Annotated in this window: 22 protein-coding genes and 1 pseudogene; 18 read left to right on the plus strand and 5 right to left on the minus strand. The window is 66.4% G+C overall.

The window, feature by feature from the left end; all coding sequences use genetic code 11:
* Window positions 1–97: 97 nt before the first annotated feature.
* From purF to CHB73_RS02090, 7 genes are all read left to right on the plus strand, one after another.
* Window positions 98–1,501 carry an amidophosphoribosyltransferase gene (gene purF, locus CHB73_RS02065; RefSeq protein WP_089271568.1) on the plus strand — a complete coding sequence of 468 codons (1,404 nt, stop codon included), beginning with the start codon at window positions 98–100 and terminating at the stop codon, window positions 1,499–1,501.
* Window positions 1,502–1,533: 32 nt separating this feature from the next.
* Window positions 1,534–2,550, plus strand: coding sequence for a KpsF/GutQ family sugar-phosphate isomerase (locus CHB73_RS02070; RefSeq protein WP_089271570.1), 1,017 nt, complete (start codon window positions 1,534–1,536; stop codon window positions 2,548–2,550).
* Window positions 2,547–3,074 (plus strand): hypothetical protein, encoded by a 528-nt coding sequence (locus tag CHB73_RS02075; protein ID WP_089271572.1) that lies wholly within the window; start codon window positions 2,547–2,549, stop codon window positions 3,072–3,074. The genes CHB73_RS02070 and CHB73_RS02075 overlap by 4 nt, the downstream gene beginning before the upstream one ends.
* 54 nt (window positions 3,075–3,128) lie before the next feature.
* A complete protein-coding gene (locus CHB73_RS02080) occupies window positions 3,129–5,477 on the plus strand; it encodes a penicillin-binding protein 1A (protein ID WP_089271574.1) in 2,349 nt (782 codons plus the stop codon).
* Between the two features lie 21 nt (window positions 5,478–5,498).
* Window positions 5,499–6,188 (plus strand): hypothetical protein, encoded by a 690-nt coding sequence (locus tag CHB73_RS16365; protein ID WP_143337290.1) that lies wholly within the window; start codon window positions 5,499–5,501, stop codon window positions 6,186–6,188.
* 113 nt (window positions 6,189–6,301) lie between these two features.
* Window positions 6,302–7,114 carry a PhzF family phenazine biosynthesis protein gene (locus tag CHB73_RS02085; RefSeq protein ID WP_089271576.1) on the plus strand — a complete coding sequence of 271 codons (813 nt, stop codon included), beginning with the start codon at window positions 6,302–6,304 and terminating at the stop codon, window positions 7,112–7,114.
* Between the two features lie 6 nt (window positions 7,115–7,120).
* The gene (locus CHB73_RS02090) at window positions 7,121–8,047 is read left to right on the plus strand and encodes an AEC family transporter (protein ID WP_089271578.1); all 927 of its coding nucleotides are present in this window, start codon (window positions 7,121–7,123) and stop codon (window positions 8,045–8,047) included.
* Between the two features lie 192 nt (window positions 8,048–8,239).
* On the opposite strand, the gene CHB73_RS02095 is transcribed toward CHB73_RS02090, so the two are convergent.
* Window positions 8,240–9,541: a DUF401 family protein gene (locus CHB73_RS02095; RefSeq protein ID WP_235641473.1), complete on the minus strand. Its 1,302-nt coding sequence runs from the start codon at window positions 9,539–9,541 to the stop codon at window positions 8,240–8,242.
* A gap of 126 nt (window positions 9,542–9,667) precedes the next feature.
* Here CHB73_RS02095 and CHB73_RS02100 point away from each other — a divergent pair, with 126 nt between their 5' ends.
* Window positions 9,668–10,201 carry a hypothetical protein gene (locus CHB73_RS02100; protein ID WP_235641474.1) on the plus strand — a complete coding sequence of 178 codons (534 nt, stop codon included), beginning with the start codon at window positions 9,668–9,670 and terminating at the stop codon, window positions 10,199–10,201.
* Between the two features lies 1 nt (window position 10,202).
* On the opposite strand, the gene CHB73_RS02105 is transcribed toward CHB73_RS02100, so the two are convergent.
* A complete protein-coding gene (locus CHB73_RS02105) occupies window positions 10,203–10,742 on the minus strand; it encodes a tetratricopeptide repeat protein (RefSeq protein ID WP_179216853.1) in 540 nt (179 codons plus the stop codon).
* A gap of 161 nt (window positions 10,743–10,903) precedes the next feature.
* Between CHB73_RS02105 and CHB73_RS02110 the strand changes: the two genes are divergently transcribed.
* From CHB73_RS02110 to CHB73_RS02135, 6 genes are all read left to right on the plus strand, one after another.
* Entirely contained in the window at window positions 10,904–12,679 is a 1,776-nt protein-coding gene (locus CHB73_RS02110; RefSeq protein ID WP_235641475.1) for an aldehyde ferredoxin oxidoreductase family protein, read from the plus strand.
* Entirely contained in the window at window positions 12,676–13,938 is a 1,263-nt protein-coding gene (locus tag CHB73_RS02115; protein WP_089271587.1) for a class II aldolase/adducin family protein, read from the plus strand. The genes CHB73_RS02110 and CHB73_RS02115 overlap by 4 nt, the downstream gene beginning before the upstream one ends.
* Window positions 13,939–14,059: 121 nt before the next feature.
* The gene (locus tag CHB73_RS02120; protein ID WP_089271588.1) at window positions 14,060–14,998 is read left to right on the plus strand and encodes a DMT family transporter; all 939 of its coding nucleotides are present in this window, start codon (window positions 14,060–14,062) and stop codon (window positions 14,996–14,998) included.
* A 3-nt stretch (window positions 14,999–15,001) separates the two neighbouring features.
* A complete protein-coding gene (locus tag CHB73_RS02125) occupies window positions 15,002–15,754 on the plus strand; it encodes a M48 family metallopeptidase (protein ID WP_089271590.1) in 753 nt (250 codons plus the stop codon).
* Window positions 15,755–15,895: 141 nt separating this feature from the next.
* On the plus strand, window positions 15,896–17,638 hold the full coding sequence (locus tag CHB73_RS02130; RefSeq protein WP_089271592.1) for a c-type cytochrome: 1,743 nt from the start codon (window positions 15,896–15,898) through the stop codon (window positions 17,636–17,638).
* Between the two features lie 169 nt (window positions 17,639–17,807).
* Window positions 17,808–18,383: a rhodanese-like domain-containing protein gene (locus tag CHB73_RS02135; protein WP_089271594.1), complete on the plus strand. Its 576-nt coding sequence runs from the start codon at window positions 17,808–17,810 to the stop codon at window positions 18,381–18,383.
* Between the two features lie 78 nt (window positions 18,384–18,461).
* Here CHB73_RS02135 and CHB73_RS02140 read toward each other — a convergent pair whose 3' ends face one another.
* A complete protein-coding gene (locus CHB73_RS02140) occupies window positions 18,462–19,295 on the minus strand; it encodes a substrate-binding periplasmic protein (protein WP_089271596.1) in 834 nt (277 codons plus the stop codon).
* Window positions 19,296–19,370: 75 nt separating this feature from the next.
* Window positions 19,371–20,222 (minus strand): 1,4-dihydroxy-6-naphthoate synthase, encoded by an 852-nt coding sequence (locus CHB73_RS02145; protein WP_235641476.1) that lies wholly within the window; start codon window positions 20,220–20,222, stop codon window positions 19,371–19,373.
* 142 nt (window positions 20,223–20,364) lie between these two features.
* Between CHB73_RS02145 and CHB73_RS16675 the strand changes: the two genes are divergently transcribed.
* The 4 genes and pseudogenes from CHB73_RS16675 to CHB73_RS02160 all read left to right on the plus strand — a co-directional run bounded on the left by CHB73_RS16675 (window position 20,365) and on the right by CHB73_RS02160 (window position 24,168).
* On the plus strand, window positions 20,365–21,069 hold the full coding sequence (locus CHB73_RS16675) for a TetR/AcrR family transcriptional regulator (protein WP_179216854.1): 705 nt from the start codon (window positions 20,365–20,367) through the stop codon (window positions 21,067–21,069).
* A pseudogene (gene mqnE / locus CHB73_RS17035) lies at window positions 21,062–22,159 on the plus strand (aminofutalosine synthase MqnE); the annotation flags it as partial. The gene CHB73_RS16675 and the pseudogene mqnE, both read left to right, overlap by 8 nt.
* 54 nt (window positions 22,160–22,213) lie before the next feature.
* Window positions 22,214–23,317 (plus strand): cyclic dehypoxanthinyl futalosine synthase, encoded by a 1,104-nt coding sequence (mqnC, locus tag CHB73_RS16970; RefSeq protein ID WP_407656596.1) that lies wholly within the window; start codon window positions 22,214–22,216, stop codon window positions 23,315–23,317.
* Complete coding sequence (locus tag CHB73_RS02160; protein ID WP_089271600.1) at window positions 23,317–24,168, plus strand: menaquinone biosynthetic enzyme MqnA/MqnD family protein; 852 nt, start codon at window positions 23,317–23,319, stop codon at window positions 24,166–24,168. The genes mqnC and CHB73_RS02160 overlap by 1 nt, the downstream gene beginning before the upstream one ends.
* A 6-nt stretch (window positions 24,169–24,174) precedes the next feature.
* On the opposite strand, the gene CHB73_RS02165 is transcribed toward CHB73_RS02160, so the two are convergent.
* On the minus strand, window positions 24,175–25,071 hold the full coding sequence (locus CHB73_RS02165; protein ID WP_089271602.1) for a selenium metabolism-associated LysR family transcriptional regulator: 897 nt from the start codon (window positions 25,069–25,071) through the stop codon (window positions 24,175–24,177).
* Window positions 25,072–25,148 lie beyond the last annotated feature (77 nt).

The raw sequence follows: 25,148 nt of genomic DNA on the forward strand, positions 1-25,148 counted from the left end.
GCCTGCGCCAGGGCCGGGCGGCCGGGGCGTCTGCTGAAGACGGCCCCGGTGCGCAAGGCGTTGTTCCCCGGCCCGGACCAACAATCAAGGACAGACAATGAAACGCGAGTATTGCGGCCTCTTCGGCATCTACGGACACCAGGAGGCCGCGCGCATGGCCTATTTCGGACTCTACGCCCTGCAGCACCGCGGGCAGGAGTCTGCCGGCATCGTCACCTGGGACGGCGCCGCCATCCGCGAGCACCGGGGCATGGGCCTGGTGCACGACGTGTTCAACGAACGGCACCTGGGCAAGGAGCTCAAGGGCCAGATCGCCATGGGGCACATCCGCTACTCCACCACCGGCGTCTCCCTCATCCGCAACGCCCAGCCCTTTCTGGTGCGCTTCAAGGACTGGCACATCGCCGTGGGCCACAACGGCAATCTGGTGAACACCCTGGAGCTTCGGCACGAACTGGAGAACGAAGGGTCCATCTTCCAGACCACCATGGACACGGAAGTCTTCGTGCACCTGATCGCCAAGTACCTGAACGGCGGCACCATCGAAGAGGCCATCCAGAAGGCCTGCGCCAAGGTTCGGGGCGCTTACTCGCTGCTCATTCTCGCCAACAACAAGCTCATCGCCGTGCGCGACCCCCACGGCGTTCGCCCCCTGGTCATCGGGCGGCTGAACGACAACTACGTCTTCGCCTCCGAGACCTGCGCCTTCGACCTCATCGAGGCCGAATACATCCGCCAGGTGGAGCCCGGCGAGATGATCGTGGTTGAAGGCGGACGGCTTTCCAGCCTGCGCCTGCTGGAAAAGGCCCCCAAACGCCAGTGCATCTTCGAGCTCATTTATTTCGCGCGGCCCGACTCCATGGTCTTCGACGAAGGCGTGTACGAGCGCAGAAAGACCATGGGCGCGACCCTGGCCAAGGAAGCGCCCGTCGACGCGGACTTCGTCATGCCCTTCCCGGATTCCGGCAACTACGCGGCCGTTGGCTACTCCCAGGCCTCTGGCCTGCCTCTGGAGCTGGCCATGATCCGCAACCACTATGTGGGCCGCACCTTCATCCAGCCCAGCCAGGACATGCGCAACTTCAGCGTGCGCGTGAAGCTGAACCCCGTGCGCAGCATGATCGAGGGCAAGCGCATCCTCATCGTCGAGGATTCCATCGTGCGCGGCACCACCATCCGCACGCGCGTCAAGAAGCTGCGCGAACTGGGCGCGCGCGAGATCCACATGCGCGTGTCCTGCCCGGCCATCCGCTTCCCCTGCTTCTACGGCATCGACTTCTCCAGCAAGGGCGAGCTCATCGCGGCCACGACCCCCGTGCCGGACATCGCCCGCTTCATCGGCCTGGACAGCCTGCACTACCTGTCCGTCCCCGGCCTGCTCGACTCCGTGAACGAGAAGGACGCCCACTGCCTGGCCTGTTTCGACGGCAACTATCCCATCGCCACAGGCTGCCACCAGGGCAAGATGTGTCTGGAGAACGAGAGCAAGGTCACCGGCTAGGCCGGGGCCGCAGCAGACAAGGGAGGCCGGAGATGAATCCCCGCCACACGAACGGCGCCCCCCCGCCGGGGGGCTGGCTGGCATTGGCCCGCGAGGTGCTGGACATCGAGATCGAGGGCTTGGCTGCGGTGCGCGGCCAGTTGAACGGTGGCTTCGAGGAAGCGCTGGCGCTTCTGGCTGGTTGCTCGGGCCGTGTGGTGGTCACGGGCATAGGCAAAAGCGGGCTTGTGGGCCGCAAGATCGCGGCCACCCTGTCCAGCACGGGCACCCCGGCCTTCTTCCTCCACCCTGTGGAGGGCGCGCACGGCGACCTGGGCATGATCCGCCGGGGCGACGTGGTGCTGGCGCTCTCCAACAGCGGCGAAACCGACGAGCTGAACACGCTTCTGCCCGCCCTCAAGAGCCTGGGGGCGGCCATAGTGGGCATGACCGGCGGGGCCGCTTCGACCCTGGCCCGCGTCAGCGACGTGGTCGTCGAGGTGCGCGTGCCGCGCGAGGCCTGCCCCATGGGCCTGGCTCCAACCGCAAGCACCACCGCCGCGCTGGCCGTGGGCGACGCCCTGGCCGTGTGCCTCATGCGCATCAAGGACTTCGGCAGCAAGGACTTCAAGCGCGTGCACCCCGGCGGGGCGCTGGGGGCGCGGCTTTCGCAGCACATCGCCAGCCTCATGCACACGGAACAGCTCCCCATCGCCAGCCACACGGCCCCCCTTTCCGAGGCCTTGGCCGCGCTGAACGCGGGCGGATTCGGCCTTGCGGCCCTGACCGAGGAGGACGGCCGCCTTGTGGGCGTGCTCACCGATGGCGACGTGCGCCGGATGCTCTGCAAAAGCGGCTTCGACCCCGCCCGGCCCGTGGCCGAAGTGATGACGCAAAACCCGCGCAGCGTTTCAGCCGATGCCAGCGCCGCCCAGGTGCTGGACCTCATGGAGGCCAGACAGATAACCGTGCTGCCCGTGCTCGACGAGCGCGGCGGCCTGGCCGGACTGGTGCACCTGCACGATCTGCTGGGCAAGGGGCGCGTGCGCTTCGCCGCAGAGGAGCCATGACCGACACCCAAAACCATGTGTGCGCGCGCTGCGCCGCCGAAAGCGGCACCTGCTGCACGCTGGAGCCCGGGCTGGAGGAATACTGCTTCCCGCTCTCGGCCGAGGAGCGCGCCGCAATGGAAGAAGCCGGGGCCAGGGAGCGGCACTTCTGCCGCCAGGCGAACACCTCGGCCTTTGTGGACAACCTCTGCCGCCTGTTCGGGGCCGAGGCGGGGCGCATCCGGGCGCTGTTCCCGGCCAGCGGCTTCCATGACCGGCTGGCCGTGACCAAGGCCGGGGCCTGCGCCCTGCTGGGGCGCCAGGGCTGCCGCCTGCCACGTTCCGCCCGGCCCTACTACTGCCGCCTGTACCCCTTTTGGATCCGCGACGGACGGCAGCTGTATTTCCAATTTTCCCAGTGCATGGCCCAGAAGGAAGCCGCAGGAACGGCCGCGCTGCTTTCCAGCCTGGGCCTGTCCAACGCAGACATACTCGACCTCTATCAGCGGCTGCGCAGGGCCTGGGCCTTGCCGGAGAACGCGTAAATGCCAAAAAAGACCACGAAGAAGACCGCAACGCCGAGAAAAAGGACATCATCCATGAGGTGGAGCCGCAGCTTCAAGCGAAAACTGTTCCTGGCCATATTGGCGCTGCCCGTGGCAGCGGCCCTGTGCGCGGCTTTGGCCTTCTGGTACTATTCCCACGACCTGCCCGGCTTCCGCAACATCACGGACTACAAGCCGCCTCTGGTGACCACGGTGCTCTCCCGCGAAGGTCGCGTGCTCGGCTACTTCTACAAGGAAAAGCGTTTCCTGGTGCGCCTGCAGGACATGCCCGAACACCTGCCCCTGGCCTTTCTGGCGGCGGAGGACTCCAGCTTCTACAAGCATGACGGCATCGACCCCTGGGCCATCTTCCGCGCCTCGCTCATGAACCTCAAGGCCGGCGGCATCCGCCAGGGGGGAAGCACCATCACCCAGCAGGTGGTCAAGCGCCTGCTGCTTTCCCCGGAAAAAAGCTTCGAACGCAAGATCAAGGAAGCCATCCTGGCGTATCGCCTGGAAAACTACCTCACCAAGGACGAAATCCTCACCATCTACCTGAACCAGATCTACCTTGGCTCCAAAGCCTACGGGGTGGAGGCCGCCAGCCGGGAATACTTCGGCAAGCACGTGAAGGACCTGACCCTGGCCGAGGCGGCCGTGCTGGCCGGGTTGCCCCAGGCCCCCAGCCGCTACAACCCGTACTCCGACCCCGAGGCGGCCAAGGTCCGGCAGAAGTACGTGCTTGACCAGATGCTCTCCCAGGGCTGGATCACCCGTGAACAGCACACCGACGCCCTGGCGCAGAAGCTGGCCTACAAGAGCATGGAGGACAACTCCTGGAAGCTCGGGGCCTACTACCTGGAAGAAGTCCGCCGCTTCCTCATCGAAAAGTACGGTGAGGAGGAAGTGTACACCGGCGGCCTCACGGTGGAGACCGCCTGCGTCATTGCGCACCAGCAGGCCGCGGACAACGCCATGCGCCGAGGCCTGGGCGACGTGGCCAAGCGCAAGGGCTGGGAAGGCCCGGCTGGCAGGCTCAAGCCGCAAGAGGTGCAGGGCTTCCTGGACGAGGGGCGCACGGACGAAAGCATCAAGCCCGGAACCTGGGTGCGCGCGGTGGTGACCGAGAGCGCCAAGGACAAGGCAGTGGTGCGCTTCGGCCAGAACACGGGCGAAATTCCCGCCAGCACCACCATGTGGTGCCGTAACGGCGTCAAGGGGCTCAAGGGCGAAGCCGCGCCGATTCCAGGCGATCCGTCGCGCATCGTCCACAAGGGCGACGTGGTCTGGGCCACCGTGCGCGAGGCCAAGGGCGGACGACACTACGTGCTGAATCTGGAGCGGGCTCCTGGCCCCGAGGGCGCGCTGGTGTCCATGCTGCCCGAAACCGGCGAAGTGGTGGCCCTGGTGGGCGGCTTCAGCTTCGAGAAAAGCCAGTTCAACCGCGCCACACAGGCCAAGCGCCAGCCCGGCTCGTCCTTCAAGCCCATCGTGTACTCCGCGGCGCTGGACAACGGCCTCACCCCGGCCAGCGTCATCATGGACGCGCCCATCGTCTTCGCCAACGCGGAAGCAGGCACCGTCTGGCGTCCGGAAAACTACGAGAACATCTTCTACGGCCCCACGCTGCTCTCCACCGCGCTGGCCAAGTCGCGCAACCTGGTCACCATCCGGGTGGCGCAAAAAATCGGCGTGCGCACGGTCATCGAGCGCGCCCGCGCCCTGGGCATAGAATCCGAATTGCCCGAAAACCTGTCCATCGCGCTCGGCTCCTCGGCCCTCACCCTGACGAACCTCTGCCAGGCCTACACGGCCTTCGCCCGCGACGGCTCCTACGTGAAGCCGCGGCTGGTGCTCTCCGTCACGAGCGCCTGGGGTGAAACCCTGTACAAGAGCGAGCCCGAATATGTGGAGGCGGTGAGCCCGCAAAACGCCTTCCTCATGGCCTCCATGCTCAAGGAGGTCATCAACGTGGGCACCGGCGGCGCGGCCAAGGTGCTGGGCCGACCGCTGGCAGGAAAGACCGGCACCACCAACAACGAGCAGGACGCCTGGTTCATCGGCTTCACCCCGCATCTTTTGACCGGGGTGTACGTGGGCTACGACCAGCTCCAAAGCATGGGCCGCGAGGGGTCCGGCGGCCGCACGGCCCTGCCCATCTGGCTTGAGTACCGCCGCGCCGTGGAGGACCGCTACCCGCCCGACGACTTCCTGCCGCCTGAAGGCATCGTGTGGGCGCGGGTGGAAAACAGCCAAGCCATCGGCTCCAAGGGCCAGCCTGCGCCGGAGAGCTACTTCCTGCCCTTTGTGGAGGGAACCCAGCCCGAGCAGACCGATGTCGGCGCCGCCGAAACCGGAGACTCCACAGCCAGCGATGCGGACCTTATGAAGCTTGGCTTCTAATATTGATTGGGGAGCATCACCATGGACATACGGTGTATTCTAGACTTCTTAACACAATACGCTGTCGCACTAACAGCGCTCACTGGCATTCTGGGTATTCTTAGTACGGTTGTTATCGGATTATTGTCAGGCAGGTTTGCTCTCAAATCCGTTTACAAAGCAGCGGAGCTTAACGCAAGGGCGGCAAGGCTAAAGGAAATCCAACAGGTCAAGGATACGCGTGAAGCTCTTAACATGGAGCTCACTAATCTTTTAGAAATCTACAACGGTGGTGAGGGGCTAAAAATTCTTAACTCCTCTTTCAATTCGCCGCACCACCCGCAAAGGGGTTACATCCCTGAATTTGGCCCACCGCTTATGCTTTACACTCTCGGACCAGCGATTGGGAAGCTCGACAAATCTGACTGTGGTTTCTTTCTCTTGGCCTACCGGACGGCGATGCAACTCCAAAGCATGTTCAAGAGGTACCAAGAACTATTGGAAGAACAAGAGCGCCCTCGCACCTACCTTAAAGAATGTCGCAATTTCGAGAGCGTTATCAAAACGCAGATTCATCAAAGTGCCCAAGACATCCGAGGAACGGACGAGAATATGCGACAGCTCATCCGATACGCACAGGAATTGCTCTCACGCCCACTCGATGAAGAGGGAAAACCAATTGGCTCTGTTGAAGAAACATTGGCTAATTTGAAAAAGACAAAAACTTCTTAGCCCACCTCAAAGCAGTTACACTTCGTCACTCTTCTACATACAAAGAACATACTGAAACTGCTTCATTATTCTGAAATATTTTTCCCAAATTCGCTGGGGTAAAGGAAAGCAATATGCCTAGGTACCCCCTCTACCAGGTGGACGCCTTCGCCGAAGGCCCGTTCACGGGAAACCCGGCAGCAGTGGTGCCGCTTGCGGCCTGGCTGCCGGACGAGACCCTGCTCGCCATCGCCGAGGAGAACAACCTCTCCGAGACGGCTTTTTTCGTGCCCCTGCCGCCGGAAAGCGGGGCCGACTACCACCTGCGCTGGTTCACCCCCACCTTCGAGATCGACCTGTGCGGCCACGCCACGTTGGCCTCGGCCTGGGTGGCGTTCAACGAACTCGGCTTCACTGGCCCGTGCGTGCGGTTCCGCTCGCAAAGCGGACCGCTCGCGGTCACCAACGAAAACGGCGTCCTGACCCTCGACTTCCCCTCCTGGCCGCCCAGCCCAACGCCCGTCACGGAAGAGATGGTCCGCGCCTTCGGGGCCACCCCGCTTGAGGCCCACGCAGGGCGCGACCTGCTCTGCGTCTTTGCGGACGAGGACGTGGTGCGCGGGCTCACCCCGGACCACGCGGCCTTCCACAAGCTGCCCTACGTGTGCAACATCGCCAGCGCGCCGGGCAAAACAGGCGGAGCATACGACTTCGTGTCCCGCGTGTTCTGCCCGGAGGTGGGCGTGCCCGAGGACCCGGTGACCGGCTCGGCGCACAGCCTGCTCACCCCCTTCTGGGCCGCCAGGCTGGGCAAGACGCGCCTGCGCGCGTGGCAGGCGTCCAAACGCGGGGGACGGCTGGAGTGCGAATTGGCTGGCGACAGGGTGCGCATTGCGGGTCGCGCGGCCCTCTACCTGCGTGGCGAAATCGTGGCGCTGGGGCGGTAAGGCTCGATGGACAGCTTTTTCGTCGCCGTGTGCTGCCTGACCCTGGGCGTTGTGCTGCGCCGCCTGGGCCGCCTGCCCCAGGGGGCGGACCGCTGCGTCGCCGGGGTGGTCATCCAGCTTTCAGCCCCGGCGGTGTGCTTCAGCGCCGCCCGCACCATGCCCATTTCCGCCGAAATGCTGCTCCCGGCCAGCATGGCCTGGGTGGTCTTCGCCGGTGCTGGGGTCTTCTTCGGACTCCTGCGGCGTCCTCTGGGCCTCTCGCGGGAGACCTTCGGCTGTCTCATGCTCACCGCGGGCATCAGCAACGCCATTTTCATCGGCCTGCCTATGATCGAAGCGTGCTACGGCCACGAACTCACCTATGTCGCCTTCCTGTGCGACAGCCCCGGCACCTCGCTGGTGCTGGCCCTTCCAGGCGTGCTGCTCGCCGCGCACCTTTCGCCCCTGGGGCGCAAAAACATGGGCAAGGGCGAACGTGTGCGCCAGGCCCTCATGCGGGTGGCGGCCTTTCCGCCCTTTCAGGCCCTGCTGCTGGGGCTGGCGCTGCGCGGCGTGGCGTTGCCGGACTGGCTGCTTGCCGGTGTTCGGCACATCGGCATGACGCTGGTGCCGCTGTCCCTGCTGGCCGTGGGCCTCGGCCTCTGCATCAAGCCCCCGCGCGGGACAGCCGCGCCCCTGGCCCTGGCCCTGGTCTACAAGCTCCTGCTCGCCCCGCTTCTCATGCTGGGAGTGGCCGTATTCGGCTTCGCCAACACCGGTCTGGTGGCGCAGGTCACCATATTCGAAGCCGCCATGCCGCCCATGGTCCTGGGGGGCATATTGGCCACCGAGAACGGCCTGGACCCGGAGTTGGCGGCGATTGTCGTCAGCCTGGGCACGGCCCTGTCCTTCGTCACCCTGCCCCTGTGGCGGCTGGCCCTTTCTGCCTTGTAAAGCCGAACGAACACAGTGTTACGAATTTAATTTTCTTGCTACGGCAAGAAAGCTATGGCATGGAAGAGGGAGCAGCAGCGAGACCCCCTCGCCAGTTTGCAGGAAGCCAGCGGCCAACGCTCCGACACTCCCCCGGCAACAGGGAGTGCCCCCGGAGCTTGGCCGCTGGCCCAGTCCCCCACCGCGCCCCGGCTACCCAAGGGCCGCAAGCACGAAGAACCAGCCCACGCCGCAGGCCAGCAACAGCGCGCAAGGAGCCAAAAGCCGCCTCCAGGCCTGGCCCAGATCCGTGCCGAAAAACTGGCAGGAGAGCACGAAGCACACGTGCAGTGGCGAAACCATGACCCCGGTGAAGCCCGAAAACAGCGCCAGGGTCAAATGCGGCATGAGCTGGGCGCCAGCCGGATCGACGGTGTGCAACACACCCAGAATGATGGGCACTGTGGCCCCTACGAAGGCCACGGTGATGCCGGAAATGAACCCGACAAGAAACGGCAGCGCGAGCGTGAGCGCGAAGAGCGCTCCCGGCCCTGCGCCCTGGCGGGCCAATTGGCCCACCGCGCCGGAGGCTTGCAACACATCCTTGAACACCAGCACGGACACCACCAGCGCCACAAGGCGGTACAGCTCGCGATCGGCCAGCACCCCGGCCACAAAGCCCGGCCCGACCTTGTTCTGGAACAAGGAGCAGACAATGGCCAGCACCAGCGCGGCCATGATGCCCAATTCAAAGGGGAGATCAGGCGCAAAAAGCGTCATGCCCACCTCGAAGCCCAGGCCGCAGCCGATGGCGATGAGCATGGGCAAGCCCTCGCGCAGAGCGGCGCGCCAGTCTCGCGGGGGGCGCTGGCCTTGCGGCGCTCCGGCCAGGTGCGCCACGGCAGGGCGCATGATGAACGCCCAGCCCAATAGCGCACAGAGCAGGATGCACGGGCTTGTGGCGGCGATGACCCGCGCCAGCGGGACTCCGGCCAGGGACGACGCCAGGATGATGCCCGGGTACAGGGGCCAGCACAGCTCCCACAGGTGACGGAACCAGTAGTTCACCAGCGCGGTGTCGCGCCGCGCAAGGCCGAGTTCGTCGGCCATGTCGCGCACCAGCGGCGCGGAGAACACCGCCCCGCCCGGCATGGGCAAAAAGCCCACCAAAGCCGGAAAGAAGGCCAGCCGAAACCGGGGGTCGCCCAAAAATCCCGTGGCCGCCTGCATCAGCCGCCGCGTCTGGCCGCTCTTCTCCAGCACTTCGGAAAAGAACAGGATGAGCGCCATGATGAGGATGAGGAACACGGTTTCGGGCTCCACCAGCGACACCGCCGCCACGCCCGCCCACTGCAGGGGCGACATGCCGAAGCTCATGGCGAGGACAAAGCCGCCCGCCAGCACCGAAAGCCACAGGGGGCGGCGCAGGCGAAGGCCCGCCAGCATCACGCCGAAGGCGAACAGCACCTTGCCCAATGGCAGCACAGGCTCCAGAGAATGCGCGAGTTCCGTCACGATACAGGCTCCTTGCGCCGGGCGCATTGCCAGCGGCGAGAGGCGGTGATACTCCCTTTGCGCATCGGCCGAAAGCCCCCCGGACAGGGGCGCGCCCGGCCGCCGGATACCTTCAAGGAGACGCCCATGTCCACCGCCATAGCCCCGCACATTCCTCCTGCCGCTCCGCAAACCCTGGTGCGGGATCCGGCCCTCAGACAGGCCATGCGCGCGCACATCCAGGCCGTGATCCAGGCGCGCGTAGCGCAGGACGAGGACCGCCGCGCCGAGGCCCTGCGCGACTACCTCGCCGTGACCCAGGCCGCAGCCGACCTGGACGCGGCCAGCACCCTCTCCACCATGATCCCCCCGCTGCTGCCGTCGCTCTATCGGCGCTGGGCGGGCATGTTCGCGGACCGCCTCTTCGAGACGGCCAGCGAGGAGCAGCTGCGCGTGCTCTGCGACGGAAGCGAAGAGAACGGCGCGGCGCTTGCCCTGGCCTATGTCATGTTTCTGGAGTCGGAGCGCATGGAACGGCGCATGAGCGAGGATCTTTGCGCCCTGGGTCGCGGCGCAGAGGGGGGACAGGAGGTCCAGGAAAAGATGGCGGACATGGCCGCCGGCTACATCCGCGCGCGCGTGGCCAAGCTGGCGGAAAAGCAAGCGATCAAAAAGAAGTAGGCTAGACCGTCCTGGGCGTGTCCAGCACCCGCTCAACCGCCAAAGCAGCGGCCGGACCGTCCAGGGGATCATCGTCCCCGGCCAGTTCCACCAGGCCCACTTGCAGGTTCAACTCTCGCGACAGCGCCACCCGCTCCGGGTCGAAAAAGAGCTTCCAGACCACGGCGGCCTTGCGCAGGCGGTCCAGCCGGGCCAGCACCAGCCCCAAAAACAGGATGGCCCGGTTGTCCTTGCGGTTCTTCTGCAACAGCCGCTCGAACTCCACCTTGGCCTGGATGAACTGCCCCTGGCGGTACAGGCACTCGCCATAGCGCTGCCGCGCCTCGCCATTGGCCGATTCCTCGGCCAGGAATTCCTTGTACAGGGTGGCGGCGGCGGCGAAATCCCTCACGCCAAAGGCCGCGTTGGCCTGGGCGAGCAGGGGCGCGGTATTCGACGCCACGGCCACCGGGGCGGGCTCGGCCCCGCGCGCCCGGTCCAGAAAACCGAACAGCAGCCTGCGCCGCGAAACGTCGATCTCTTCCTTTGCGTCCTTTGCCACGCTTTCCCTCCAAAACAGCTCCCGATACGCGCGAACTGCACGCGGGGCCTTGCGATTCCTGGGCGCAGAGCATACTTCTTTCGGCTACGGGGTCAAGCCGCAATCGCCTTGGGAGGGACTGAAAGCCGATGCGCCACACGCTGCATGGATGGACGGGACGTGTGCTTCACGTGGACCTGTCCGGCGGGACGTTTCAGACCCAGCCCCTGCCGGAGGAGACCCGCCGCGACTTCCTGGGGGGCAGGGGGCTGGCCATGCGTCTGCTGCGGAACGGCTTTGGCCTGGCCTGGGACGCGCCGGACATGCCGCTCATCTTCGCGGCCGGGCCCCTTACCGGCACAGAGGCCCCGGCCTCCAGCCGCTGCCACGCGGCCAGCCGCTCGCCCCTCACCGGGGCTGTCGGCGACGAAAGCCTGGGCGGCGAGTTGGGCATGGAGCTCAAGCGCGCAGGCTTCGACGCACTGATCGTCACCGGGCGCGCGACCGGCCCGCGCGGCATCGAGATCGACGGCGGCGAGGCGCGGTTGACGGACGCCTCGGCCCTCGTCGGCCTGCCAACGCCGGATCTGTTTTTGAAACTGCGGGAGCAACGCCCTTCCGGGGCCCTGCTGGCCACAGGCCCGGCTGCGGATAACGGCTGCCCGCTGGCCGCGCTCATGACCGACGCCCGCACCGCGTCCGGGCGCTGCGGGCTTGGCCTCGCGGCGGGAGCCAAGGGCCTCAAGTACATCGCGGTGCGTGGCTCCGGCGTGGTGCGCGTCGCCGATCCGGCCGGACTTTCGGGCGCTGTGGAGGACATTCTGCGCCTGGTCCACGCCTCCCCGGCACTCATGGGGCAGTACGGCTTCCATCGCCACGGAACCATGAGCCTCTTCGACCTCATGGACGCCCGGCGGATGATGCCCACGGACAATTTCGCGCGCACGCGCCTTGCCCACGCCGGGGGGCTCAACGCCCACGCCTTCGAGTCCAGATACCACCCCCTGCGCAGGGGCTGCCCTGGCTGCCCGGTGCAGTGCATGGCCCTTTCCGGAGACGGCCGCCCCATGCCGGAATACGAGGCCCAATGCGGTTTCTCGGCCCTCATCGGCAACAGCGCCCCGGAACTGGTCATGCGGGCCAACGACTTCTGCGCCTGCCTGGGGCTCGATCCCGTGGGCGCGGCCTCGGCCCTGGCCTGCCACCGCGAGCTTACGGGCTGCCAGTACGGCCCGGATCAGGTGCTGGCGCTGCTGCTCGGCATGGCCGCGGGCCAGGGGCCGGAGGCGGCCCTTGGGCGCGAGCTGGGCCTGGGCGTCGCCGCCTACGCCGCCAAGCAGGGTCGCCCGGAACTGGCCATGGCCGTGAAAGGCCTGGCCCTGCCGCCCTTTGACCCGCGCGGAGGCTATGGCCTGGCCCTGGCTTACGCCGTAAGCACCCAGGGCGGCAGCCACCTGCGCGCCAATCCGCTGAGCCACGAGGTGCTGCGCAAGCCCGTGGCCACGGACCGTTTCAGCTTCTCCGGCAAGGCGCGCAGCATCAAGCTCGCCGAGGACGCCTTTGCGGCCGCGGAATCCCTTACCCTGTGCCGTCACCTGCTGCTGGCCGCCGGGCTTGAGGAATACGCCCGCGCCCTGGCCGCCGTCACGGGCGAACCGACAACCGGGGCCGAACTCATGGCCGTGGGCGAACGCATCTGCGTGCTGGAGCGCCAGCTCAACGCGGCCTGGGGCTTTGGCTCGGTCCACGACGACCTGCCGGAGCGGTTCTTCACAGAGCCCGGCAGCGGCGCCGCGGACCTGCCCGTGCCGCCCATCCCGCGCCAGGACTTCCTGCGCGCCCGCGAGGCCTATTGCACCATCCGGGGGCTGGACGCCCAGGGGCGGCCCCTGCCGGAGACCGCCGCGCGCCTGGGCCTGCAAGTGGAACCCGCGCACCATGCGGAGGAGCGCGCATGAGGGAGCAGCTGCTCAAATATTCGACCAAACTGGCCCAGGCGGGCCTGTGCGCGCCGGGCGAGCCCCTGCTGGCCGCCCTGGATGCGGACGTCAGCTTCAGCCGGGCGGACGACCCGCGCCAGCCAGTGGCCCAACAGGTGCTGCACGAGCTTGGGGCCAGCGCCCTGCTTCTTGCGGAACCGGTCGGTCCCTGCCAGGAAGCCATGCGCATCCTGGCGCAGGCGGCCTTGGACACAGGCCAGGACGCCGTGACCCCCGGCGACTGCGAGACGCGCACCTTCCTGCACGACCTGCCCGTGGTGGACGGCCTTGACCCCACGGCGCTTGCCCGCGCCCTGGCCCGGCGAAAGGGCTGCATCGTGCTGCATCACGGCCGCGCCCTCATGGCCGCCGCTGGGGCCGTCAGCCCGGAACAGACCTTCGTCACGGCCAGCTCCGTGGCTTTCGCCTGCTTCGTCGCCTACTTCTCCCGGCGGCTGCGCCAGGCCAGGCAGGGCGACCTTACCCCGTACCTGCACCGGGAACTGGCCCACATGCGCGACTTGGTGGAAGCCGACCAGAAGCGTCTGCCGCACGCGCCGCCGGAACTCATGGCCGGTCCCTTCTCCCACGCGGACCAGGCCCGCGCCGCAATGGCCCAGGCAGGGCGGGCAGTGGTGGACTACGGGCTCGTGGACTCGTCCTTCGGCAACGTGTCCTGCAGGCAGGCGTCTCCGGAAGGCGAGCTGTTGCTCATCAGCCAGACCGGGAGCGCCCTGGACGAATTGGAAGGCCTCATCGACCCCTGCCGCATGGACGGGACCTCCTGCGTGGGGCTCACCGCATCCAGCGAATACAGTGCGCACAAGGCCGTGTACGATGTCTGCGGCGCGCGGGTCATTCTGCACGGGCACCCGCGCTTCGCCGTGATCCTGTCCATGGATTGCGAGCATCTGGACTGCCCGGGCCAGGGCGGCTGCCACCGCGCCTGTTCGCGACCCCGCGCCGTGGAAGACGCCGCGTCCGGGCTTGTCGCGCCCATCGTTCCGGGCGAGGTGGGCGCCGGGCCGTACGGGCTGTGCAACACCCTGCCTCCGGCCCTGGCCTCGGCCCCTGCGGGCGCTGGCGGCGGTCGGGCGGCCATCGTGTACGGCCACGGGCTGTTCGCCGCGGCGGACGACGATTTTCGACCCGCCTTCGCCATGCTTCTGGAAACCGAGCGTTTCTGCCGCCGGGAGTACTTCCGGCGGGTGGACGCCCTGTGCGGCGCGGGCACATAAGCCGGCACGCCGGGAATCCCCGCAACATTTGATTTCCCTTGGCGCGGCAAGGGTGGTACGCCAGCCTTCCCGATGCAAGGCCCCATGGCCGCGCGGCGGAACAACAGCAAAGAGACGGACCATGACCGACGAACGGCGCGCCGCGCTGCTGCCCATGCTGGCGCTCACTGCGGCGAGCATCCTCTGGGCCAGCGCCTTCATCGCCTTCAAGCTGGCCTTCCAGGCCTACGACACCATGTTCGTGGTCTTTGCGCGCATGGTGGTGGCGGTGCTGTGCTTCATGCCGCTGTACCCGCGCTTCCGCTCCCAGCCCTACCGCAAGGGCGACTGGAAGCCCATCGCGCTCATGGGCCTGTGCGAGCCGGGCCTCTACTTCCTCTTTGAGACCGCGGCCATCAAGAACACCGAGGCCGCCCAGGCGGGCATGATCACCGCCATGCTGCCCCTGCTGGTGGCTGTGGGCGCGCACTTCATCCTGAAGGAGCGCGTCAGCGCCCGCACCTGGGCCGGGTTCGGTCTGGCCGTTTGCGGCGCGGTGCTGCTCTCGCTCTTGTCCTCGGCCACGGAAAACGCGCCCAACCCAACCATGGGCAACTTCCTGGAATTCCTCGCCATGTGCTGCGCCATGGGCTACACCATCCTGCTCAAGAAGCTCTCGGCGCGCTATTCGCCCATGTTCCTCACCTTCACCCAGGCCGCCTTCGGCTGCCTGTTCTTCCTGCCCCTCATGTTCCTGCCGGGGCAAAGCCTGCCGCGCGAATTCGTGCTGGTTCCGGCCCTGTCCATCGCGTATCTGGGCGCGGCCAGCACCATGGGGGCCTACGGTCTGTACAGCTACGGGGTGAGCAAAATCCCCGCCAGCCAGGCTTCGGCCTTCATCAACCTCATCCCCGTGGCCACAGTGCTCATGGCCTGGGCCGTGCTGGGCGAGACCTTCGGCCTGGGGCAGTACCTGGCCTCGGCTTTGGTGCTGGGCGGCGTGTTCCTGAGCCAGGACCGCTCAAGCCGGGCCGCGCCAGGGCAGAACCCGGCAAGCCGCAACGGGAAAGCCAGGGGCTAGGCCATGTTCGGCCGCACGCGCAAACCCGCCCGGCCCGAGCCTCCCGCGCGCTTCGAGCTGCTTCTGGACGGCGAACCCGCGCCCGTGGAGCTCTCCTTCGACGGCTTCCGCAGTCTGCGCATCTCCATCCGGCCCGAGGGGCTGCTGCGGGTGCGCGCGCCCAAGGGCACTTCCAAGGCCTTCATCCTGGAGCGGCTGGAGGCCAAGGCGGCCTGGATACACAGACATCTCGAATCCTTCCGCCAGCGCAAACAGGCCGCGCCCCCGCCGCTGTTCGAGGACGGCGCCAGACTGTTGCACCTGGGCGCCCAGCTGACCTTGAGCCTTGCGCGGGAACCGCGCAACAGCGTGCGTCTGGAGGGTGAACGCCTTATCGTGGCCACCCGCCGGGAGCCCACGCCCGAGGCCGTGCGCAGGCTGGTGGAAGGCTGGCGGACCGTGCAGGCGCGCGAACTGTTCGCCCACGTCATCCGCGAACTGCTGCCGCGCCTGGACGCACTGGGCGCGCCCAGGCCCAAGGCCCTCACCATTCGCGCCATGAAAAGCCGCTGGGGCAGTTGCTCCCGCCAGCGGCGCATCACTCTGAACCTGCACCTCGTCAAGGCCCCGCTCGTCTGCATCGAGTACGTGGCCGCCCACGAACTCTGCCATCTGCTGCGCCACGCCCACGACGCCCGCTTTTACGCCCTGCTCGCGGCCGTCATGCCGGACTGGAAACAGCGCCGCGCCCTGCTGGCCGCACAGCCCATGGACTAACCCAGAGAGTGGAACTCGCAGCCGATGATGGGCTTGACCGTTTCTGCGCTTTCGGTATTGTGCTGACAATACCGGCTCTGCCGCACGCGGGCCCGGGTGGAACGCATACGGCGCGGCCCCGCACAATCCAAGGGAGGAAGCATGGGCGGAAGCAGTGGGACAGTCAGGGGAAAATTTGCGGCCTGGCTCTGTGCGGCCGGGCTGTGCCTGGGCCTCGCGGGGGCGGCCCTGGCGGCCGGAGGCGCAAGCCATGCTCCAGTCTGGCCGGGCGGCAAGGCCCTCAAGCAGCGGCTGGCCCTTGGCAAGAAGCTCTATGCCGAGCAATGCCTGCCCTGTCACAGCATCGGCGGGGACGAGAACGACATCAAGCCCCTGACGCGCCATGTGGCCACCGTGGGCATGGAGGCGTACATCACCGGCCAAGGTCGGCTCTTCGACCACATGCCGCTCTTCGAGGGCACGGCCAAGGACAAGCGCGCCCTGGCGGAATACATCACCATCGTCATCAACAAGCGCAAGCCCGATGATGTGCAAATGGTTCCGGTGAAGCCCCTCAGGCACGAGGTCCCGCCCTTTGATCCTGCCAAGGACGCGTACGTACTGCTGGCCTGGAACACGCTGGGCATGAAGTGCATCACCGACGCCGACGCCTTTTTCTCCTTCCTGCCGCCGGGCAACGCTTTCAACGCCGTGCTCGTCAAGCGCGGGCCGAAGCCGGTGCTGGTAAGCCAGGGGGTGGAGCTCTCCTACGAGGTCCAGGACGGCTTCAAGAATCCCTCGGCCCACGTGGATTTGTGGAAATTCGCGCCGTCCCTCCTGGGCAAGGAGCTGCCGCTCAACGTCTCGGCCTCGGGCAAAGGCATGGCCGGAACCCTGGCCTACAACGAAAAGACGAAGCTCTTCGAGGCCGCAGGCATTCCGGTGACGCCATTCTCGGACGACGGGAGCATCAACCCCTACCCGCTGTTCACCATGCGGGCCAAGGACTCGTCCGGCGCGCTGCTGGCGCAGACCAGATTCGTGGCCCCGGTGGGCTCGGAGATGGGCTGCCGCAGCTGCCATGGCGGTCCCTGGCGCAAGAACGGAGTGTCCGGCGTCTCCGCCGAGACGGCCAAGAACATCCTGGCCGTGCATGACAAGCGCTCCGGCACGCAGCTGCTGGCTCAGGCCGAAAAGGGCAAGCCCGTGCTCTGCCAAAGCTGCCACCCGGACCCGCTGCTGAACGCGCCCGGCGACCCCAAGCGCCTGAACCTTCCTGCGGCCATCCACGGCTTTCACGCCAACTACCTCACCGGCCAAGGCGAGGTGACCTGCTCGCGCTGCCACCCGGACAGCCCCACCGGGGTCACCCGCTGTCTGCGCGACAACCATCAAGCCTACACGATCGGATGCTCGCGCTGCCATGGCCTGCTTGAGGACCACACCATCTCGCTGCTCAAGGGCGAGCTGAACCAGGGCAAGGCCCGGGCCGCCAGCTTCATGGAGCACCTCAAGCCGCAGATGGTCAAAAACGCGGACGCGGTGAAGGCGCGCTCTCCCTGGCTGCAGGAGCCGGACTGCTCCACGTGCCACACGGACGGCAAGCGGCCCGACCGCAAGACCTCCATGGCCTTCAACGTCTGGGTGGAAGGTCCGGGCAAGCTCTTCCGCGCCCAGAAGGACGCCATGGGCTCCATGCCCTGCATCGGCTGCCACGGCGCGCCGCACGCCACCTACGTGGCCCAAAGCGACTACGGCAAGGACCGGGACAACATCCAGCCCGTGCAGTACATGGGCTTCGCCGGAGTGCTGGGCGCGCGCGGGCAGTGCGTGGTGTGCCACACCCAGGGCATGAAGGCCGATCGGCACCATCCGGTCCCGGTCATGAAGATCCCCGCCAGATAGCCGACAAAAGCGGAACCATCGCCAAAAGGCCTGGGTCGCGGATGCGCCCAGGCCTTTTCATCTTTGTGCGCGCCTCGGCGTTGGTTTCGTTTGCGTTCCAAAATATATTTCGTTATTTTTTTCACATGGCGCAATCCCGCGCTGTTCCCCCCAACCCAGGAGGCCAGGAATGACCCCTCGCGCCCTGCTTCAGGCCCTCTGTTCACTCGTGCTTTGCCTCGGATTCACAGCCATGGCTTTGGCCGCCGATCCGCCGCAGGACCAGCGCAAACACACGCCGCTCGGCAAGTACCTCACCTCTCCCGAAGCGCATGAGCTTTGGAAAGCGGGAGGGGTGGCCATCGTGGATGTACGCACGCCGGAAGAGTACGATTTCGTCGGGCACCCGACAATGGCCCCCAATGTCCCCGTGCAGTTGTGGGTGGGCAAATTCGACGCCGGGAAGAAGGCCATGCCCCTGGCGGACAATCCGGCCTTTGTGGACCAGATGAAGCTGCGCTTCAAGCCCGGCGACGCCATCGCGATGCTCTGCCGCTCCGGTCACCGCAGCGCCCTTGCGGCCAAGAAGCTCATTGCGGCGGGCTTCACCAACGTCTTCAACATCATTGACGGCTTCGAGGGCGACAAGAACACAGACAAGGCCAGCCCCGGATTCGGGAAGCGGACGGTCAACGGCTGGCGCAACGCGAACCTGCCCTGGACCAACGATCTGGACGAAAAACTGGTGTTCCAGGCCGACAAGTAGTCTTCGGCTTCCCCGGCTCAAGCATTCCAAGGGCCTCGGGCGACAACGCCCGCGGCCCTTTTCCATGCAAAACGCTCGCTACCGTGTCTGCGCACCTGCGCCCAAGCGCAGACGCCGCAAGTGTTCCGTGAGCAAGCGTTCGGACACCCCAGAACGGTCAAGCTCGCGCAGCCTGCGGCTGATGTAGCGGGACAGAGCCGCGCAGGGCGAACGCCGGGAAAACCCGAAATGGATATCCTGTTCGGAAATCGGCGCGCCCAAGGGCACGATGTCGGCCATTTCCGGGTGCCGCGCCGCATATGCCTCGCCCACGTAGCGGCTGGTCACAAAGTAGTCGATCCTGCCCGCGTGGAGCTTCTTGAAGTTGCCCTCCATGTCCTTGGCCTCCTCCAGGGACAACTCGGCCCGCCAGTACTCGTCGAACCCCGCGCCAAAGGTGTCGCCCATGCTGAGCCCCCCGCGCCGCCCCTTGAGGTCCGCCCAGGACGTGAACGGGAAGGCCCGGTTCTTTCGGACAAACACCACTATGGGATTGGGGAAGGCGCGCGCCGGGACGAAGGTCAAATACCGGGAACGCTCCGGGGTGATGCGCAGACTCAGAATCAGGTCGATCTCGCCGCGCTCGGCCAAAAGCAGCGCCCGTTTCCACGGAAGCGCCACGGGCTTGAGCCTCACGCCCGGCGGCGCGGCAAGCTTGAGCAGATCGACGCTTGCGCCCACAAGTCGCCCCTTGCTGTCAACCCAATGGTATGGCGGATAGTTGGGATTGGCGGTGTAGACAAGCTCCGGGCATTGCGCCGCCAATTCCGAAGCCTCGCGTTCCTGCGACGCCGCCGCGGCAGGGGCATCCGCGCTGGCGGGCGAAGCCAGACAAAGACATGACAGCAGAAGCAGGAGCACGATTGCGCGCATGGCGATTCACCCCACTCTCTGCTTCCTGACGCATTTATGGGGTTGGGGCAAGAGGAGGACCGTCAACAAGGCCAATCAAACAGCTTCGACGGGCAAAAAAAGGCCACGGGGGAACGCGCCAAGGCCCAACCCACGGCGTGCCTCGCCCATGAGGGCCACGGCGGCCGCTTCGCCCTCCGGGCCAAGGTCCAGGCTGGCCTCGGTGACAAAGGTCTCGATATGCCTTGCGATAACCTCCGGGTCCATCTCCTGCGCGTGTTCCCGAATGTACAGCGCGCTGGCTTCGGGATGCGCGCGGGCGTGGCGCAAGCTTTGGCGGATCCCCTCGTCCACCGCCCGGCACAGATCCAGGCCAAGACTGCGGCGCATGACGATGCAGCCCAGCGGAATGGGCAGACCGCGCGCGTCCTCCCACCAGGCCCCAAGGTCGAGCAGGCGCGAAAGCCCTCGCTCGGCATAGGTGAACCGTCCTTCGTGGATCACGACCCCGGCGGCGCACGCGCCGGATTCCACCGCGGGCATGACCTCGTCGTAGACCAGCTCCACCAACCTGGGCGCGATGCCCCGCTCCCTGCACAGCAGGCCAAAGATGAGCGCCGCCGTTGTGCGGCTGCCGGGAATGGCCACGGGGCGACCATCCAGGTCCTCCAGCCGAACGCCCGCCCTGGCCACCAGAATCGGCCCCACGCCGCGGCCAAGGGCACCGCCCGCGCGCAGCACCAGATATTCGTCCAGCACCGCCGCTGCCGCAGCCACGGAAACCTTGCACACGTCCGGCTCGTGCCCGGCCGCAGCCTGGTTCAGGCGCTCCACATCGGCCAGGCGCACGGCGAACTCCACGCCCGGCACGCGCACCAGCCCGGCCGAAAGGGCGTGGAAGATGAAGGTGTCGTTGGGGCAAGGCGAATAGTGCAGGCTCAGTCGCACGGCATGTCTCCGAATTGTATTGACTTGTGCTTGAAACGCGGCGGAGCGGTTGACAGGGATGCCCGCCCGGCATACCAATGACCACCCGGTCATTTCTCCGGGCACTGTACCCCGCAGCCCAGCCGGAGGCAAGCCCAAGCCCATGGACGCCCCACGCCCAGCGCCGCTTCCCGTCTTTGACAAGCTGGCCCCGCTCAAACAGGGCCGCGTGTTGGAGGAATCCCTGGCCGAATTCGCGGAACACGGCTACCATCAGGCCAGCGTCAACCGCATCGTGGCCCGGCTGGGCATCGCCAAGGGTTCGCTGTTCCAATACTTCGGCAACAAGGAGGGGCTGTTCCGGCACCTGTTCGCCAGGGCGCTGGAGGAAATCAAGGCCCCGCTGAAAGCCATACGCGATGCGGACGCCGGAGAGCCTTTCCCGCTGCGACTGCGGCGGGTGTTCGTGGAAGGCGCGGCCTTTGCCCGGGCGCATCCGCGCATCTGGCGCATCTACCGGCGCATGGCGGCGCAGGAGGACTTCCCCCTGCGCGAGGCCCTGCTGTCCCAACTGCGCGGCGAAGCGCTGACCTATTTCCGCGAACTGGTGGAGGGCGGCCAGGCGCGCGGGGAAATCCGCGCGGATCTGGACCCGCGTACCGCCGCCTTCCTTATCGAGGCCGCGCTGGACCGGGCGCTCAGCGCCCAGGATTCGCCCCTGCTCGACGCGGGGCATGGCCTCTCAAGCGCCGACCAGCCCCTGCGGGCCGCGCGTCTGGCCGCCCTGGCCGACACCCTGAGCCGGGGCTTTTGCCCGCCCGCACTCCAGAATGCAGACACAACACAGGCAGGAGATTCCCATGCGTGACGAACACCGCTTCGCCGACCTCGGCATCCTGGACATCGCCCACAAGGTCCATGCCGGAGAACGCCTGAGCATTGATGATGGCCACAGGCTGTACGCCTGCCCTGACGTGACCGCCGTGGGCGCCCTGGCGCATATGGTGCGCACACGGATGCACGGGAACGCCGCCTATTACGTGGTGAACCGCCACATCAACTACACCAACGTCTGCGTCAACGGCTGCGCTTTTTGCGCCTACCAGCGCGAGAAAGGCCATGAAGGCGGCTTCGAGCTCACCGTGGACCAGGCCCTGGAGCGCCTGCGCAACGCCCCACTGCCCCCGCGCGAGGTCCACATCGTGGGCGGCTGCCACCCAGACCTGACCCTTGCGTATTTCGAGGAACTCCTCACAAGCGTCAAACGCGAGTTCCCGGACGCGGCCCTCAAGTGCTTCACGGCCGTGGAGATCGCGCACTTCGCCGCCCTTGAGGGGCTGTCCACGCGCGGGGTGCTGGAGCGTCTCAAGGCTGCCGGGCTGGAAATGCTTCCCGGCGGCGGGGCGGAGATATTCGAGCCTTCCGTGCGCACGCGCATCTGCCCAAAGAAGTCCACTGCCGAAGAATGGCTGCGCATCCACGGCGAGGCGCACGAGTTGGGGCTCGCCACCAATTGCACCATGCTCTTCGGCCACCTGGAAGGCATCGGCGACCGGCTGGACCACCTGGACAGGCTGCGCCGCCTGCAAGACCAGTCCCTGGCCAAGGGCGAAGAAGGCTTCACCTGCTTCATCCCCCTGCCCTTCCAGACAGAGAACAGCGCCATCAAGGTGCGGCAGCCCCTTACGGGAACCGACGAGCTGCGCACCATCGCCATTTGTCGGCTTATGCTGGACAACATCCCGCACATCAAGGCCTACTGGGTCATGCTTACCGTAAAACAGGCGCAAGCCGCGCTCTTCTTCGGAGCCGACGACCTGGACGGCACGGTGGTGGAGGAGAAGATCGGGCACATGGCGGGCGCGCAAAGCCAGCAAGGCCTGTCCAAGAGCGCATTGGAGGCCATGATTCGGGGCATGGGCCTGGAGCCAGTGGAACGCGATGCGCGCTTCCGCCCCATCAGCCAGCCTCATGCCGCCAAATGCTGGACCGACGCGCCTTCCCCCGCCACCCTGGACGGCCTGCTGGACGCAGCGGCAAAAGGCGCGCGCCTGGACTTCGACACCGCGCAGGCGCTCTACCGGCACGCGGACCTGCACGGCCTGGCCCATGCGGCGCACCGCGTGCGGCTGCGCAAGCACCCGGAACCCATCGTAACCTACGTGGTGGACCGGAACATCAACTACAGCAACGTGTGCGTCTGCGCCTGCCGCTTCTGCGCCTACTTCCGCCCGCCGGGAAATCCGGACTGCTTCGTGCTCTCCCATGAGCAAATCGGCAAAAAGATCGAGGAGACCCTGGAACTCGGCGGCACGCAGATCCTCATGCAGGGCGGCCACCATCCTGATCTGCCGCTTTCCTGGTACGAGGACATGCTGGCCTTCATCAAGGGCACCTACCCCATCCACATACACGCCTTCTCTCCGCCGGAGGTGGCGCATTTCGCCAAGATTTCCGGGCTGTCCACCGCGCAGGTCATCGCCCGGCTCAAGGCGGCGGGACTCGACTCCATCCCCGGCGGCGGAGCGGAGATACTGGTGGACGCCGTGCGCTCCAAGGTTTCGCCCAACAAGTGTTCGGCCAGGCAATGGCTCCGCATCATGGAGGAGGCGCACGCCCAGGGGCTGCGCACCACCGCCACCATGATGTTCGGGCATGAGGAGGAGCCGGACGATCGCCTGCGGCACCTGTTCGCCGTGCGGGAGAGCCAGGACCGCTCCCTGCGGGGCGCCCGGGGGGGCTACACAGCCTTCATCCCCTGGACCTTCCAGCCGGAAAACACCAACATCGCCGCACGCAAACTGACCAGCGTGGAGTATCTGCGCGTTCTGGCCCTCTCGCGCCTGGTGCTGGACAACATCGACAACGTGCAGGTGTCCTGGGTCACCATGGGACCAAAAATCGCGCAGTTGGCGCTCTTCTTCGGCGGCAACGATTTCGGCTCCACTATGATCGAGGAGAACGTGGTTCGCGCCGCCGGGGTGAGCTTCCGCCTTTCGCGCCAGGAGATCGACCGGCTTGTGCTCACCGCGGGGTTCACGCCCAGGCAGCGCCGCATGGACTACTCGCAGGTTCCCCAAGCGCAAACGGCCGCCGCGCAGGAGGCGCTGGCCTGATGCTGCCCTTGTCCCCCGCCCCCATACGCCTGGGCCGCATCGGCTACCTCAACGTGCTGCCCCTGCACTACCCCCTGGAGCAAGGCATCCTCAAGCCGGATACGCCCTTCGAGCTGGTCTCCGGCCCGCCAGCCGAACTGAACGTCCTCATGGACCAGGGGCGGCTGGACCTTTCGGGATGCTCCTGCATCGAGTACGCGCGGCATCCGGAGAAGTACCTCATCGTTCCAGACCTGGCCATCGGCAGCCGGGGGCCGGTGCAGAGCGTGCTGCTCATCAGCCGCACCAGACCAGAAGAACTGGATGGGGCCAGCGTTCTGGTAAGCGCCCAGTCGCACACCTCGGCCGCGCTGGTGGACCTGCTGCTCCGGCAGCATGTCGGCGTGTCTCCGCGCTACCGCACCGGCGACGCCACCGCCCTGCTCGCGACCGGGGAACGGCCCCAGGCCATTCTCTGCATAGGGGACGAGGCGCTGAACCTGCGCCGACACCCGGACTACCCGCACCGCATGGATCTGGGCGAAGCTTGGCGCCAGTGGACAGGGCTGCCCTTCATCTTCGGACTGTGGATTGCGCGGCGAGAGCCGGCCTGCGCCCGACGCGAGGAAATCAAGGCCGGGGCGCGGCTGCTCATTCACGCCAAGAAATGGGGCCAGGCGAACCTGGACCGCATCTCCGCCGTGGCCGCCAGGGGCAGCATCCTCAGCGAGACGGAGATGCGTTCCTACTTCGACGGGCTGGTGTACGATCTGGGATTGGAGGAACTGGACGGGCTGCGGCTCTTCTATGAACGCCTGGCCGAGGCCGGGGTGATCCCGGCCCCGCCTGAGCTGGCGTTTCTGCCGTTGTAACGGCGCTTACGCCTTGGTGGCGTTGCGCACGTGCTCGATGAACAGGCTGGCAGCGGGCAAAAGCTCGCGTCCCTGCCGCTGGATGAGGTAGAAGGAGCGCTCCAGCTTCTGGGCAAGGACATCCAGGCAGACCAGCTCTCCCCTGTCCAGATGCGGCTGGGCGGCCAGGCGTGACACGACGCTGACGCCAAGGCCCGCCAAGGCGCACTGGATGGCGGCCTCCGTGCTCTCCACCCAGAGGCTGACTTTCAGGTCGCCAATGGTGATGGCCGCAGCCTTGAGCATGGTTTCCAGATACCGCCGCGTCCCAGAGCCCCGCTGTCGAAAAATCCAAGGCCAGGAGCGCAGATCGCGCAGGGTCTTCGGTTTATCGCGCCCTTCCAAAAGCGAGGGAGCCGCAACCATGACAAGTTCGTCGTGGTGCAGCGGCGTGGCGGAAATGCCCTGCTGCTCGGGCTGCGAGCCGACAATGCCGAGTTCAAGGCGCCCCTGCCCCACCTGGCGGATGATCGAATCCGTGTCCCCGATGGTCATGTGCACCCGCAAAGAGGGGTACATGGCCAGAAACTGCTTGAGCAGCGGGGGAAGGATGTAGTTGGCCGGAATGGTGCTGCCCCCAAGGAGCAGATCTCCCACCACCATGTCGCGCAAAAGCCCGATCTCGGAATTGATTCGCCCCACCTGCTGGAACACCTGCTTGGCGCCACGGTACAAGACCTCGCCAGCCTGTGTTGCCATGACCGTCCGTCCGAGGCGGTCGAAAAGCGGGACGCCCAGTTCCTCTTCCAGGTTGGCCACATGGGCGCTGATAGTGGGCTGTGAGAGCTGCAGTTCAAGGCCGGCCTTGGAAAAGCTCTTGAGCTCAAAAACCTTGCAAAAGGCTTCCAGTTTGCGGAAATCCATTTACCACCTCCGGTGTGCGGGCCTTTTAGCATTCGACATATCTATACGGCAAGACAAAAAAAAGGACGGCAAAGAGC

It is taken from the genome of Humidesulfovibrio mexicanus, from assembly GCF_900188225.1.
Lineage (GTDB): Bacteria > Desulfobacterota > Desulfovibrionia > Desulfovibrionales > Desulfovibrionaceae > Humidesulfovibrio > Humidesulfovibrio mexicanus.